General features: G+C 74.0%; 12 protein-coding genes. 2 read left to right on the forward strand and 10 right to left on the reverse strand.

Annotation, left to right across the window (positions count from 1 at the left end):
• Positions 1–59 precede the first annotated feature (59 nt).
• Entirely contained in the window at positions 60–821 is a 762-nt protein-coding gene (locus ACZ5ON_RS20825) for an SDR family oxidoreductase (protein WP_465594496.1), read from the forward strand.
• Between the two features lie 180 nt (positions 822–1,001).
• Here ACZ5ON_RS20825 and ACZ5ON_RS20830 read toward each other — a convergent pair whose 3' ends face one another.
• From ACZ5ON_RS20830 to ACZ5ON_RS20845, 4 genes are all read right to left on the reverse strand, one after another.
• Entirely contained in the window at positions 1,002–1,805 is an 804-nt protein-coding gene (locus tag ACZ5ON_RS20830) for an enoyl-CoA hydratase/isomerase family protein (RefSeq protein ID WP_465594499.1), read from the reverse strand.
• Between the two features lie 268 nt (positions 1,806–2,073).
• Positions 2,074–2,307 carry a helix-turn-helix domain-containing protein gene (locus tag ACZ5ON_RS20835; protein WP_465594818.1) on the reverse strand — a complete coding sequence of 78 codons (234 nt, stop codon included), beginning with the start codon at positions 2,305–2,307 and terminating at the stop codon, positions 2,074–2,076.
• Positions 2,308–2,636: 329 nt separating this feature from the next.
• Positions 2,637–4,235, reverse strand: coding sequence for an ABC-F family ATP-binding cassette domain-containing protein (locus tag ACZ5ON_RS20840; RefSeq protein WP_465594502.1), 1,599 nt, complete (start codon positions 4,233–4,235; stop codon positions 2,637–2,639).
• Positions 4,236–4,559: 324 nt separating this feature from the next.
• Entirely contained in the window at positions 4,560–5,477 is a 918-nt protein-coding gene (locus tag ACZ5ON_RS20845; RefSeq protein WP_465594504.1) for a hypothetical protein, read from the reverse strand.
• 434 nt (positions 5,478–5,911) lie between these two features.
• On the opposite strand from ACZ5ON_RS20845, the gene ACZ5ON_RS20850 reads away from it, so the two are divergent.
• Positions 5,912–7,030, forward strand: coding sequence for a glycoside hydrolase family 26 protein (locus tag ACZ5ON_RS20850; protein WP_465594507.1), 1,119 nt, complete (start codon positions 5,912–5,914; stop codon positions 7,028–7,030).
• A gap of 123 nt (positions 7,031–7,153) precedes the next feature.
• Here the strand turns inward: ACZ5ON_RS20850 and ACZ5ON_RS20855 are convergent, their stop codons facing one another.
• The 6 genes from ACZ5ON_RS20855 to ACZ5ON_RS20880 form a co-directional block, all read right to left on the reverse strand.
• Positions 7,154–8,314 (reverse strand): GNAT family N-acetyltransferase, encoded by a 1,161-nt coding sequence (locus ACZ5ON_RS20855; protein WP_465594510.1) that lies wholly within the window; start codon positions 8,312–8,314, stop codon positions 7,154–7,156.
• Positions 8,315–8,360: 46 nt separating this feature from the next.
• Positions 8,361–9,068 (reverse strand): YveK family protein, encoded by a 708-nt coding sequence (locus ACZ5ON_RS20860; protein WP_465594513.1) that lies wholly within the window; start codon positions 9,066–9,068, stop codon positions 8,361–8,363.
• Positions 9,069–9,193: 125 nt separating this feature from the next.
• Positions 9,194–10,384, reverse strand: coding sequence for a glycosyltransferase (locus ACZ5ON_RS20865; protein WP_465594516.1), 1,191 nt, complete (start codon positions 10,382–10,384; stop codon positions 9,194–9,196).
• Positions 10,381–11,178 carry a polysaccharide deacetylase family protein gene (locus ACZ5ON_RS20870; protein WP_465594519.1) on the reverse strand — a complete coding sequence of 266 codons (798 nt, stop codon included), beginning with the start codon at positions 11,176–11,178 and terminating at the stop codon, positions 10,381–10,383. Before ACZ5ON_RS20870 ends, ACZ5ON_RS20865 begins: the two co-directional genes overlap by 4 nt.
• Positions 11,168–13,132 carry a lipid II flippase MurJ gene (locus ACZ5ON_RS20875; protein ID WP_465594522.1) on the reverse strand — a complete coding sequence of 655 codons (1,965 nt, stop codon included), beginning with the start codon at positions 13,130–13,132 and terminating at the stop codon, positions 11,168–11,170. Before ACZ5ON_RS20875 ends, ACZ5ON_RS20870 begins: the two co-directional genes overlap by 11 nt.
• A complete protein-coding gene (locus ACZ5ON_RS20880; protein WP_465594525.1) occupies positions 13,129–14,580 on the reverse strand; it encodes an O-antigen ligase family protein in 1,452 nt (483 codons plus the stop codon). Before ACZ5ON_RS20880 ends, ACZ5ON_RS20875 begins: the two co-directional genes overlap by 4 nt.
• Position 14,581 lies beyond the last annotated feature (1 nt).

Here is a 14,581-nt window from a genome sequence, read left to right on the forward strand (position 1 = left end):
GTCCGCGCCCGGTCAAGCTCTCTCCCCACCCGGTGCCCCGACCAGGCAGGATGTCCCCCATGGATCTCGGACTTCAGCAGAGGGTGTACGTACTGACCGGTGCCAGTCGGGGGCTCGGCCTGGCCGCCGCACGGGAACTGGTCGCCGACGGCGCCCGGGTGGTGCTCGGCGGCCGGAGCAAGGAGACGCTGGACGCCGCGGTCGCCGGACTGGGCGGCCCCGGGCACGCGCACGGCGTGGTCGCCGACAACGCCGATCCCACCGCCCCCGGACGGCTGATCGCGGCGGCCAAGGAGCGCTTCGGACGGTTCGACGGTGTACTGATCAGCGTCGGCGGCCCGGCCGCCGGGCCCGTCCTGACCGCCGAGGACGAGTCCTGGCGCGACGCCTTCGAGTCGGTCTTCCTCGGCGCGCTGCGGATCGCCCGGACCGCGGCCGGCGAGCTGGATGCCGGCGGCGTGATCGGGTTCGTCCTCTCCAGCTCGGTGCGCCAGCCGATCCCGGGCCTCGGCATCTCCAACGGCCTGCGGCCCGGTCTGGCGATGGCCGCCAAGTCACTCGCCGACGAGCTGGGGCCGCGCGGCATCCGGGTGCTGGGCCTGCTGCCCGCCCGGATCGACACCGACCGGGTCCGCGAACTCGACGCCGCCGGCGGCGACCCGGAAGGCGACCGCAGGCGGTTCGAGGCCGCGATCCCGCTCGGCCGCTACGGCACGCCCGAGGAGTTCGGCAAGGTCGCCGCCTTCCTGCTCTCCCCCGCCGCCTCCTACCTCACCGGCTCGATGATCGCCGTCGACGGCGGCGCCCTGCGGAACCTGTGACGGCCGCCGGGGTGCGGGGAACCGCGGGAGCGGCCCGGCACCGCCGGATCCGCTTTCCCCCGACCCCGGACGGTCCCGCCCCGAACCGCCGCGCCACGGACGGGAGAAGCCGAGCGGCCCGGCCCGGGAGACCCGCTCCCGGCCCAGGCCGCTCGCCGCGGGCCCTACTGCCGGTCGGTCCTAGTCGCCGATACCGGCCAGGTCGCGCAGTCGACGGGCCTGGGCCGCCCGTTCGGCCGCACGCTGCTCCTCGTACGAACGTCCGGCGGCACCCTGCAGCAGGGCCTTGGTCTCGATCACCGCACTGCGCGGGGCGGCCAACAGCGCGGCGGCCAGGTCCTTCACCGCGTCATCCAGCTCCGCGGCCGGTACGGCGAGGCTGGCCAGGCCGGTGGCCACGGCCTCCTCGGCGCCGACCTGGCGCCCGGTCGCACAGATCTCCAAAGCCCTTGCGTAACCGACCAGTTCGGTCAGTGGCTTGGTGCCGGCCAGGTCGGGGACCAGGCCGAGCGAGGTCTCCTTCATGGCGAACTTGACGTCCTCGGCGACCACCCGAAGGTCGCAGCCGAGCGCGAGCTGGAACCCGGCCCCGATCGCATGGCCCTGGACGGCGGCGATGCTGATCAGGTCGGGACGGCGCCACCAGGTGAAGGCCTCCTGGTACCCGGCGATGGCCGCGTCCAGCTCCTTGTCCTCGGCGGCCGCCAGCTGGAGGAAGCTGGGCTCACCGGGGATGCCCTCCGGGGTGAACATCGCCCGGTCCAGACCGGCCGAGAAGGACGTTCCCTCGGCCCTGAGCACCACCACCCGGACGGTCCCCGGCAGCGCACGGCCGACGGCGGCGAGCGCCCGCCACATCGCGGGCGACTGGGCGTTCAGCCGCTTGGGGTTGCAGAGAGTCACCACGGCGGTCTCGCCGTCGATTTCCAGCCGGACTCCGGCTTCTTCCCACTGCGGATCCGACTCGATGGCGGGAGCGGTCATGGCGATACCTCCAGCAGACGTACAAGTGCATGAACATGCGGACGAACAGCAGAGCTACTGGAGAGTAACAAATCAAAGCCCCCACCGGACAGGGCCTTGTTCACGCAACCGGGAAATACCACGCGGAAATGACGATCGGCGGTCCGGATGGCACCGGCCGCCGAATCGTCTGAAGCTGTCGGATCTGATGCTGCGCACTCGCGCGCCCTGCCGCCTCGGCGCGCCGTAAGGGTGAGCGTGCGGCACCGGCTCACTCGGTGATGGAGCGTCAGGAACCCGCTGCCGCAGCAGCCTTGTTCTTGCCGCGCGTCGCACCGCCGCGGCCCCGGAGGATCACTCCGGATTCGCTCAACATGCGGTGCACGAAGCCGTAGGAGCGACCGGTCTCCTCCGCCAGGGCGCGAATGCTCGCCCCGGAGTCGTATTTCTTCTTAAGATCGGCCGCGAGCTTCTCACGCGCGGCACCGGTCACCCGGCTGCCCTTTTTCAGAGTCTCGGCCACCCGTGCCTCCTCGTAGCTGTGCTCGGTCAGATTCCCATGATCACCCATAGCCAGGCTCCTGGCCACCCATTCGACAAGGTCGATACCGGGAAAGCGCAGTCTGCCGGTGGTGCTCACAGCGCACAAGGGCGCTCACCGTGGGTGCACGCGCCCCCATCAGATCCAGCCATCCGGGGCGAAAGAGCTGATCAGCACCATCGGCCCGCCGCTTGAGCAGCGGCGGGCCGATGGTGGCAAAGGTAAACGGAATCCTCCGCTCTCTCATTCCCCGAGTTGCCGAAGGACGAGAGCTTCTACGTCGGATCGCTGATTAGGCGTCTACTCCAGGGTCAGGCCAGCGAGACCAGATCCGCATAGGCGGGGCTCCACAGGTCTTCGACGCCGTCCGGAAGCAGGATGATCCGCTCCGGCTGGAGCGCGTCGACCGCGCCCTCGTCGTGGGTGACCAGGACGACCGCGCCGGTGAAGGAGCGCAGTGCGCCCAGGATCTCCTCGCGGCTGGCCGGATCCAGGTTGTTGGTGGGCTCGTCCAGCAGCAGGACGTTGGCGCTGGAGACCACCAGCGAAGCCAGCGCGAGCCTGGTCTTCTCACCGCCGGAGAGCACCCCGGCCGGCTTGTCCACGTCGTCCCCGGAGAACAGGAAGGAACCGAGGATCTTACGGATCTGCACCAGGTCGGTGTCCGGCGCGGCGGAGCGCATGTTCTCCAGCACCGTACGGTCCGGGTCCAGGGTCTCGTGCTCCTGGGCGTAGTAGCCGATCTTCAGACCGTGTCCCGGGAGCACCTCGCCGGTGTCCGGCTCCTCGACGCCCGCGAGCATCCGCAGCAGCGTGGTCTTGCCGGCACCGTTGAGACCGAGCACGACCACCCGGGAGCCCCGGTCGATCGCCAGGTCGACGCCGGTGAAGATCTCCAGCGAGCCGTAGGACTTGGAGAGGTCGCTGGCCGTCAGCGGGGTCTTGCCGCAGGGGGCCGGGTCCGGGAAGCGCAGCTTGGCGACCTTGTCGGACTGCCGCACCTCGTCCAGGCCGGCGAGCAGCTTCTCGGCGCGGCGGGCCATGTTCTGCGCGGCGACGGTCTTGGTGGCCTTGGCGCGCATCTTGTCGGCCTGCGCGTTGAGGGTCGCGGCCTTCTTCTCCGCGTTCGCGCGCTCGCGCTTGCGGCGCTTCTCGTCGTCCTCGCGCTGCTGCTGGTACTGCTTCCAGCCCATGTTGTAGACGTCGATGCAGGAGCGGTTGGCGTCCAGGTAGAACACCTTGTTGACGACCGTCTCGACCAGGTCGACATCGTGCGAGATGACGATGAAGCCGCCCTTGTAGGTCTTCAGGAAGTCGCGCAGCCAGGCGATCGAGTCGGCGTCGAGGTGGTTGGTCGGCTCGTCCAGCAGCAGGACGTCGGCGTCCGAGAAGAGGATCCGGGCCAGCTCGACGCGGCGGCGCTGACCACCGGAGAGGGTGTGCAGCGGCTGGCCGAGGATGCGGTCCGGCAGGCCGAGCGCGGCCGCGATGGTGGCGGCCTCGGCCTCGGCGGCGTACCCGCCCTTGGTGAGGAACTCGGTCTCCAGGCGCGCGTACTTCTTCATCGCGTTGTCGCGGGTGGCGCCCTTGCCGTTGGCCATCCGCTCCTCGTTCTCGCGCATCTTCTTCAGCACGGTGTCCAGGCCGCGGGCGGAGAGGATGCGGTCGCGGGCGAGGACGTCGAGGTCACCGGTGCGCGGGTCCTGCGGCAGGTAACCGACCTCGCCGGTGCGGGTCACCGTACCGGCGGCCGGGAGGCCCTCGCCGGCCAGCACCTTGGTGAGCGTGGTCTTGCCCGCGCCGTTGCGGCCGACCAGGCCGATCCGGTCACCCGGGGCGACCCGGAAGTTGGCGGACTCGATCAGGATCCGGGCACCGGCGCGCAGTTCGAGGGCGTTGGCGGAAATCATGGCTGGGAGGAACTCCTGGGACGTGGGCGGGCACCTGGACCTGGACGTGACACAGGGCCGGAGCGCTTGGGACTGGGCGGCGCGCGGAGGTCGGCGTACCACCCGGAGGGGCGCGCCGGCTGCCCGCTAATGCCCGGGGGAAACAGCCATGCGGGCCAGTCTACCGGGCCCGCCGGAGAGCCTTGCTGGAATAATGCACGCCCGCCGTCGCGCCGGCCCTGGCCCGAGGGCGCGCGGGCCCGCGGCGAGGACCCGCGAGGTGCGCGGGCCACCGTCCGGTCGCACGGCGGCGCACCGCCCGGCGGCGGGTGTCCGGAGCCCCGGTCAGGGCTTGGAGCAGGTGCCCTCGGGCTTGACCGCGGCGAAGGGGACCTCCGGGGTGCCACAGACCGGCTCCAGGGCGCCCTGGACGGTGTCGAAGACCCGGGTGCCGACGACCGGCCCGTCGTCGACGGCGGCACGGCGCCCGTCCAGCCGGTGCAGCAGGACGCCGGGGCCGGTGTCCAACTGCCAGTTGGGGGCGTCCAGGCGGAACCCGGTGACCAGGCCGGGCAACGGATGGCCCGCGCCGCCGGTGCCGGTGCAACTGCGCGGTACCAGCACCGCGTTGTCGGTGTGCACGGTGCGCAACGGGTCGTAGAGGCACCCGGTCTGCGGTCGCGAGTTGAACCGCAGGTCGCCGTCGCGGTCCCGGAAGCCCATGGCCAGCGTCGGCGTCACCACGGCGACCCAGGGCTCGGGCTCGGTGACGGTCTGCAGCGCGGCGGCCGCGCGCTCCACCTCGGTGTCACGGCGCTCGGAGTCGGTCGTGGCTTCGGCGCCGGGTTCGCCGGCGGCGTGCAGCCACTCGGCGAGACCGGGTACGGCCCGGTGCCAGCGCACCGAGTGGTCGCTCGGCCGTACCGAGGTGATCATGCCGTCGTCCCAGACCACCACGGCGTTCTCCCCGGCCATCGCCATGTGCAGGGCGGTGGCGCCCTCCCGGCGGTAGGACCACAGGTGCTCGTCGGTGGTCTGGTCGTACGCCTCCAGGCCGGGGCCGACCTTGAGCTCCAGGCTGCCGGTGGCCAGCGACTGGGCGCTCACCGGGCTGGCGTCGGCGATGCCGGGCGCGTCCACCCGGTCCCCGAAGGGCACCGGCCTGTTGGCGTGCGCGGCTGCCCCGGCCCCGAGCACCAGCAGGACGGCCAGGGCTGGGAGGACCGATCGAGGGCTGAGGGGACGAACCGGCTTCCAGGACACGGCCGGAGCGTACCCTCCGTGCGCGTGTCCGTCAGCTGAATGCGGCCCTCCACTCCTGCGGGCGGCCGCGGCCCGGCCGGGCCGACACACCGCGCCGACCTGCGCATCTCGCCGGGCAGCCGGGCAGGGCGGCCGTTGTCGTGCGACTGCGGCGGCCGGCCGGACCGTTATAGAGGTGAGACGGGATGCAGTCCGATGGCCGGACGGAGCTGGACGCCTCGCAGGTGCAGGACCGGTGCGGGACGTCCGGCGGGAAGGTCGCCGTCGGGGGCGGCGCGGTCGGACCGCGATCCCCATGGATGCCACTTTTGAGTGACATGGGCATCTCCTGACGGACCGTGGGCTTAACTTCTGAATCGCGGTACTCATCCCCGTACCGCAGCCGGTACCGCCCTACACCTGCCGCACCGGCGCCGTTCCAGAGGAGAAGACCCATGCGACTCGGCCGCCTCACCCTGGCCGCCTCCGCACTGCTGCTGGCGACCACCGCGAGCGTTCCCACCGGCGCGCCGCTGAGCCGGGCCGAGCGGCACGTCGCGCCCTCCTCGGGCTCGGCCCAGCCACACCGCACCGCGTCCGGGCCCGACGTCGGGCGGGCCGCGCACGAGGTGCCGTTCGGCGCGTTCGTCGGCTCCTGGGACAGCTACATCCCGCGGATCGCCAAGATGGCGCGCTGGCTGAACGGCGCCGACATGCAGGTCGGCCACACCTATCTGGCCGGGAACAACTGGGAGGACGTCGAGGGTGAGCCGGCGGTGCTCGGCCTCTGGACGCAGTGGCGCCAGGCCGACCCCCAGCGCAAGCTCGTCCTCGGCGTGCCCATGCTGGCGCCCAGCGAGGGCAACCTCTCGGACCGCGAGGTGACCCGACTGCTCGCGCGGGCGAACCGGGGCGAGTTCGACGCGCACTTCCTCCGGCTGGCCAGGCGGCTGGTGGCGCTCGGCGGCGGTGACACCGTCCTGACCCTCGGATGGGAGATGAACGGCACCACCTACACCCACCGCTGCAAGCCCGACCCGGCCGCCTGGAAGGCGTACTGGCGGCGGATCGTCACCGTGATGCGCTCGGTCCCGGGCCAGCACTTCGAGTTCGACTTCGCGCCCACCCGCGGCCTGGACGCCATCCCGTGGACCCGCTGCTACCCCGGTGACGACGTGGTCGACATCATCGGCATGGACAGCTACGACCAGCCCGCCGGCGCCACCTTCGACGACTACGTCTCCGAGCCGTACGGGCTGCAGGACCAGGTCGAGTTCGCCGCCGAGCGCGGGAAGCAGGTCTCGTACCCGGAGTGGGGGCTGTTCCGCAACGGGGACAACCCCGAGTTCGTCCGGCGGATGGTGGAGTGGATGCGCACCCATGACACCGCCTACCAGACCGTCACCGACTACTGTCCGCACGGCTTCTGGGAGTGCAACCGCAACCCGCGCGCCAGCGCGGTCTTCAAGCAGCTGATGTCGGGCTCGAGGGGCGCGGGCCCGCTGACCGGCGCCGGCGGCGCGACCGCCGGTGCCCGAGCGGCGCCCGAGCCGTCGCCCAAGCCCACCGCGTAGCCCGGCGAGCGGCCGGGGGCGCGCCCCTCCGGGTGGCTGCCTGGCTGGCCGAGCGGCTGGCCGGGCAGCGGCCGCGGGGTGCCCTGACGCGGCTCGACCCCCGGGCTCGGCGGCCCCGGGCCGTCAGCTGCGCCGTCGGGCCGCTAACGCCTCCTTCAGCCGGGGCAGCCTGGTCCCCAGCTGCCGCACCACCGCCCGGTGCACGGTCACCCGCAGCGCACGGGCCGCTGCGAACGGCGCGAGGCGCCCGGGCCCGAGCACCAACCGCTGGTTGGACAGCTGGTCCGGGCGCCAACGCTGCTTGTACGGCTCCTGGCCGCGCAGCAGGCTCAGCACCGGGGTCTCGGCCGCCCGCACCTCGTCCAGGGCGGCGCCGAACAGCAGTCCGGCGATGTCCAGGCGCTCGCGCAGCTTCGGATGGGCACCGTACATGTACAGGCCGCCGAAGGACGGGCAGAGCAGCAGCAGGTTGACCGCGACCACCTCGCCGTCCAGGTGGAAGCGGTGCAGGGCGGCGCGGCCGGTGGCGACCAGTCCGGTGGTGGACTCGGCCAGATGGGCGGCGAAGCGCTCGGTCCGGTGCTCCGGGGTGACCCCGCGCTCCTGCCACTGCAGGAAGTGCAGCCGCAGCAGTTCCTCGATCGCCTGCGGCACCTCGTCGGGGGTGACCGAGCCGACCTCGACGCCCGCCTCCGCGATCTTGCGCTGCTTGACCCGGCTGCGCTGGGCGGTCTTTCCGGGCAGCCGCTTGAGCAGCTCCTCCATCGGCACCGCAGGGAGGTACTGGCAGAGCGAGTCGGGCAGCCGGTGGCGGCGGCCGCGCCAGTGCTCGAAGACCTGCTGGACGGCCGCCTGGGGGTGCACCTCGCACAGCTCCAGGCTGTGCCAGGGGCGGCGCAGCGGAAGGGCGCGGGCGAGTTCGGCGGCCGCCAGGTCGGCGACGGCGTCGTCCAACAGCACGTCGGTGAAGTCGACCAGGCCGCCGCCGAGGTTGGTCAGGCCGCCGAAGGGGCCGCGGCGCCGCAGGGCCGCGGCCCCGACCAGCCGTTCGTCCCGGCGCACCAGCACCACGACCAGGCGGCCCGGGCGGCCGTACTGGCGCCACCAGGAGCGCAGCCAGGCGGCGGCCTGGAACGAGGTCGCGGCGGCGCACCGCCGGGCCAGGTCGTCCCACTCCTCGGCCACCCGGTCGAGTGCGTCGTCGGTCCGCAGGACCTCGGCCCGCCAGGTGGGCGCGCCGCTCCGTACGGGGAGCGCCACCCCGCTCAGCTGTTCGGTGCTCATCGGCCGTCCCCTGCCTGCGGGGTACGGCCGCCGCCGGGGTTCTCGATCACGCCGGGGTTCCTGCCTTCCGCGAGTCCTCGACGGCCCCGGCGGCCCCGACGGCCCCGACGGCCCCGACGGCCCCGGCGGCGGCCCCGGCCCTGGTGCCGGGCCCGGAGGCCGGGGCGGGGAGGGGGACCGCGGCGGCCGGAACGGTGGCGGGACGGCGGCGGGTCATCATGACGAGGGCACCGACCAGGACGCCGGCGGCGGCGCCGACCGCGGTGTCCAGCTGAACGGAGGGCGAGGACGGTCCCTCCGGTGCGGCCGCCGGGGCGAGCGGGACCAGCCGGACGCCGGTCTCCTTGCTGCTCGTGTCGGCGAACGCCACCAGGGACCTGGCGACCGCGTCGGCGGCCCGGACGGCCTCCTTCGGGCGCTCGCCGGTCCCGGTGATCTCGATCACCGGCGCGTCCGGCGAGGTGGTGCCCCGAACCTGCTCGGCCAACTCCGCGATGGTCTCGTCGAGTTGGGCTGCCGCGCCGGCCAGCACCTGCGGCTGTCCGGCCAGCCTCCCGTAGGCCTGGGCGAAGTTGACCGCGGTGGAGCTCTCCCCCGGACCCTGCGGGACCACCACCACATAGGAGTTGGCTGCGTAGCTGGGGTGAGCCAGGAGGCCGTAACCGGCCCCGGCCAGGCCACCCAGCGGTACGGCGAGTACCACCGGCCACCAGCGGCGGGTCAGCGCACGTGCGTTGCGGCCCAGTTCGGACATCGGTGACTCCGTGAGGTGTGAAGCGGCCCCGAAGAGCCGGGGATGGTGTGCGGGACCGGACGGCGGCCGGCCCCGGACCGCCCGCCGCGCCCCCGAGGAACTGCCGCCGCCCGGCTGATCGGGTGTCATGACGGGACGGCGGTCGGGGGCCGCTCGGGCAGTTCCGGGCGCACCCCCGGGTCCGCGTCGGCGGTGAGACTGTCGTAGAGGCGGCCCAACCCGTCGGCGACACGGGCGATGTCGTAGTGCGCGACGGCCGGGGGTTGCGGCAGGGGGATGCTGCGGCGGCTCCACAGTTCGCACAGGGCGGCGGTGTAGGCGGCCGCGTCCGAGGGGACGCGGGCGGCCTCGGGGGCGGCCTCGGGGTCGAGTTCCTCGAGGGCCGGGCAGGCGCTGTAGCGGACGGGCAGTCCGGCCGCGAGGCCCTCGAGGACGGCCAGCCCGAAGGTTTCCTCGGTCGAGGGTGCGGCCAGGACGTCCATGGCGGTCAGGAGTTCGGGGACGTCGTCGCGCTCCCCCGGGCAGAGCAGCCGACCTCGCACCCCGAGCCGCTCGGCCCGCCGCACCAGTGCCTCGCGCTCCGGCCCGGCACCGACCAGCAGCAGCCAGGGCTCGCGCAGTGCCGGGTGCTCCCCGGCCAGCGCGACGAGTTCGGCGAGCGTGTCGACCAGGACCTCGAAGCGCTTGCCGGGCACCAGCCGTCCCACCCCGCCGACCACCCAGGCCTGCTGCGGCAGGCCGAGCTCCGTCCTGACGATCTGCCGGACGGCGGCCCTGGAGGCGGTCGGCAGACTGTAGCGGGCGGCCTCGACACCGTTCGGCAGCAGGTGCACCCGGTGCGGCGGGACACCCCAGGCCTCGAGCGTGCCGGCCACCTGGCGGGAGACCGCGACGGTGGTGCTGCCGAACCGTTCGGCGAGCAGGTAGAGCGCCCTGACCCCGAGGGTGGCCCGGCGACCCTCGATCACCCCGGCGTGCAGCGAGTGCTCGGTGGCGACCACCGTGCGGACCCCGGCCAGCCGCGCGGCCAGCCGTCCGTAGAGGCTCGCCCGGTAGAGGTGGGTGTGCACCAGCCGGTAGTCGCCGGAGCGGATCAACCGGGTGAGCCGGGGCAGCACGGTGAGGTCGCGGTTGCCGCGCATCGCCAGGTCGTGCACCACCACGCCCTCGGCGCGCAGCGCCTCGGCGACGGCCCCGGGCTCGGTCAGGGTGGCCACCTCGCAGCGGTACCGCTCGGGCAGGTGGCGCAGCAGCAGCAGGAGCTGGCGTTCGGCACCGCCGGACGCCAGGCCGGTGACGACGTGCAGCACCCTCATGGGGCGGTCCTCCGCGGCCCGCCCAGCGGGCCTCGGCGCAGTGCGCACGCCGCGTCGCGCAGCCGGTGGCGGCCCTGCTTGGCGAGCAGCCGCAGGGCGCCGTCCCGTTCCCCGACGTACGAGCGCGGCAATGCGAACCGGCTGGTGAGCGCGCCGTGCTGGATGGCGCAGGCGTAGTGGTAGCCCGCGTCGCGGACGGCCAGGACGGCGGGCGGGTCGACCGCGCCGTACGGGTAGCAGAACCCGGTGACCGGACCCCCGACCAGCCCCTCCAGGGCGCGCCGGCTCTCCCTGGTCTGCTCGGCCAGTACGTCGGCGGGCAGTCCGGGCAGCGCCCGGTGGCTGAGGCCGTGCGAACCGATCTCCCAGCCCGCGGCGGCGAGTTCGGCGACCTCATCGACCGTCAGCAGCTGTTTGCGGGGGCCCCGCACGTCCCAGCCGTTCTCGGTGCCGAGCAGGTCGGGGACGACGTAGGCGGTCGCGGTGAACCCGTGCGCGCGCAGGATGGGGACGGCCTGCCCGGCGAAGTCGGCGTAGCCGTCGTCGAAGGTCAGGCCGACCAGCCGCGCCGCCCGGCCGGCGGCCCGGGCCCGCAACAGTTCCCGGACGCTGACGCCCCGCCTGCCGGTGCGGGCCAGCCACTCCATCTGGGCGGCGAACCGGTCGGGGCTGACGGTGAGCCGGTAGGGGTCCTCCTCCTCGTCGGCCACCGAGTGGTACATCAGGATCCAGGGCGCTGCCCTGGGCCTCTCGGTCTGCACCGGGAGATGCGGTAGCCGGGTGTCAGCGTCCATGGGGCAGCTTCCCTTCAGCGGCCGGGTTCGGGCGGAGCGCCCGGACGAGGGCGAGGACGGGGCCGCGGACCTCGGCGGCGCCGAACGCGGTGCCGAGCACCGCGAAGACGAGGAGCACGCAGCCGCCGCCGAGCAGGGTGGACAGCAGCGGGTCGGCGGTCAGCGCGCCGGCCGCGGTACCCGCGGCGGCGGCGCCGACGGCGGCGGCCAGCAGCCTGGCCTGGCCGCCGAGCACCCTGGGCAGCCGCAGGGCGATACCGCGCGGCAGTAGCCCGCGCAGCAGCAGCACGGCGGTGGCGGTGATCCCGGCGGCGTTGCCCGCGGCGATGCCCGGGGCGCCGATGCGGGGAGTGGCGACGAGTCCGACGCCGATGGTGACCAGCAGTCCGAAGGCCATCGCGGCGACCGGGTACCAGTCGAGCAGGGTGACCGAGCCGGGGGCCGGGAGGGTCCGCCGGCGCCGAGAGCGACGAGCGACGAGCGACGAGGGCCCCTCGCCCCCAGCCTTCGGCCGGGGGGACCCCAGGCCGATGGGGGGCGAGGAGGGCGAGCGCCGGAGCCGAGGAACGTTGGCTCCGGGTCCGAGGGTCCGCAGGCCCCGAAGGACGAGGCCCCTGACGCCGGGCTCCCGGCCCGCCTGCATCACGGCCGAGCGGTGCGGCAGCCACCGGCGGTTCCCGGCGTCGCCGCTGTACGGCTCGTCGGCGCGCCGGACCACCGGACGCACCGAGAAGTACGGCCGGACCATCACGCCGACCAGCGCCTGGGCGGGCAGTCCGAGGCCGTAGACCCGCATCACGGCGGCCGTGGCGGCGGTGTCGTGCGGGTCGAAGGCGCCGCGCTCGAACAGCAGCGAGACCACCGAGGGGGCACAGGCCATCAGGCAGGCGGTGCCGGCCAGAACGACCGCGGCGGCCTGGCCCAGGTCCTTCTCCACCCGGTCCCTGGCCGCTGTCAGGTCGCCGGCCGCGAGCGCCCTCGCAACCAGCGGGAAGGTCACGGTGCAGATCAACACAGCAGCGGTCATGGCGAGTTGGGAGACCTTGGCCGCGTAGTTGAGGTGCGAGATGGTGCCCGGCGGCAGGCCGGAGCCGAGGTAGCGCTCGATGAAGACCTGGGCCTGCCGGGTGAGCGTGAAGGCGGCGACCGGCAGCAGCGCGAGCGGGATCAGCACCAGCGGGGCCGGGCCCCGGTGGCGCCCCGGCCTGCGGCCCTGGCGCAGCCGGCGGCAGAACGGCCCGATCAGCACCGCGGCCATCAGCAGGCTGCCGAGCGCCACCCCGGCGGCGGCCGAGCGGACCCCGAGCATCGCGTGGCAGGTGAGCAGCACGGTGAGGATGCCCAGGTTGTACGCGACGTAGATGGCGGCGGGTGCGGTGAAGCGGTGGTGGGCGCGCAGGGCGGAGCCCAGGTACCCGGCGAGGCCGAAGGGCAGGACGGTGCAGGCGGTGATCCGGGTGCAGGTGACGGCGAGGCCCGGGTCGGCGAGGCCCGGGGCGAGCAGCTCGACCAGCCAGGGGGCGCCCAGGGCGATGACGGCTGTCAGGGTGCACAGTGCCAGCAGCAGCCAGGGCAGGGTGGACCGGACCAGCCGGCGGACCGGGTCGGCCTGGTCCGGCTGCTCCTCGCGCAGCACCAGGGCGAGGCTGAAGGCGGGCACCATCAGGAAGGCCATGGCGTCCTCGATCAGCAGCGGCGCCGCCGTCTCGGGGACCGTCCAGGCGACCAGGAAGGCGTCAGTGCCCTGGTTGGCCCCGAAGTAGCGGGCCAGCAGCAGGTCGCGCAGCAGCCCGAGGGCGGAACCGGCGGCGCTGAGCAGGGCGGTGACCCCGAAGGCCCGGGCCAGAAAGCCGGCCCGGGCAGGGGGGTGCGGGGTGGCGCTACCGCCCTTGCGGGCGGCCGGCAGCGCGGGGGCCGGCGGGGCGGCCAGGGCGCTCGGCTGTTCCCTCGTCATGGGCGGGCCCCCGAGGAGGCGGCCGCGGGCGCATCGTCAATGGCCGGCTGCGGCGCTGGACTTGGCAGCGGCGGCCGCGTGCTGCTCCGCGCCGTGCCGCTCTCGTCGGGGCCGGGGAGGGCGGTCCGGGCGGCGAGACCGAGGACGACCGAGGTGAGCACGGTGGTCGCCCCGCCGATGTCGCCGTACAGGAAGTCGACCAGGACCCAGACCAGCAGGGCGAGCGCGGCCAGACCCGCTCCCCCGTCCGGCTCCGGATGCCGGCCGCCGCAGGCGTGGCGGAGGCAGCCGATCAGCAGGGCCAGGAAGAGGGCGGCGTACGCGAGCATGCCGATCAGGCCCTGCTCGCTGAGGACCAGCAGGTACATGTTGTGCGGGGAGAGCAGGGGTTCGCGCTGGAAGCCGATGGTGGCGTCGGCGGCGTCGCTTCCGGATGACAGCCTCAACGGGGCGTGGCTGTCGCGCAGTTGCTGGAAGGCCTTGGGCCCGGCGCCGGTGACGGGGCGGTCCTGCCAGATCCGCCCGGCGGTGGCCCAGAGGTCGTAGCGGTCGCTGACGGACTGGTCGGGCGCGGCGGAGACCGAGCCGATGCTGGAGAGCCGCTGGGTCACGCCGTCGGAGCCGATGCCGACCCCGCAGACCAGGACGGTGCCGGCGGCCAGCCCCAACAGGGCGGTGCGGACGGCCAGTCGGGCGTCGGCCCGCAGCACCAGCACGGCGGTGGCGGCGGCGCAGGCGATCCAGCTGCCCCGGCTGAAGGAGACGGCCAGCGGGAAGGCGAGGAAGGCGGCGGCGGCGAACATGGCCAGCCGCAGCGGGCGGTTTCCGCCGGGCCCGCGTTCGGCGAGGCCCAGGGCGATGGCGGCGAGCAGACCGAAGCTGACCACGGTGGACATCGCCATGACGTCGAGGGCGCCGAAGGTGCCGACCGCACGGATCGGCAGGCCGGTGTAGGAGGCGCCGGTCCTGGTCAGGTACTGGTTCGCGCCGACCGCTCCCTCGACCAGCGCGGCCAGCACGAGGGAACCGAGGATCAGCCGCTGGTCGAAGCGGTCGCGCAGGGCGCCGAGTGCGCAGGCCGGCACCAGCACGAAGACCTGGACCAGCCGGACGAAGCCGGTGAGGCTGGCGGCCGGGTCGATCGAGGCGACGGTGGCGACGGCGGCCGCGCAGACCACCGCGCCGAACAGTGCGCAGGCGGTACGGCTGAGCACGGGGGTGCGGCCGCGCAGCAGCTCGACGGCGAGCCAGCCGACCAGGGCGAGCGAGGCCACATCGGCTGCGGTGACGTGGACGGCGGCGGCGACGTCCTTCTCCCCGCTGGGTACGCAGACCAGCAGCACGGTGGCGGCGGCCACCAGGCTGGGCCGGGTGAGCAGGGCACCCCGGGCGGTCCGTAAGGCCGGCCGCACCGGCCCCCCGGACGCCCGGGTCAGCGCGAGGGCCATG

This window comes from Kitasatospora sp. NPDC032150 (assembly GCF_055579945.1).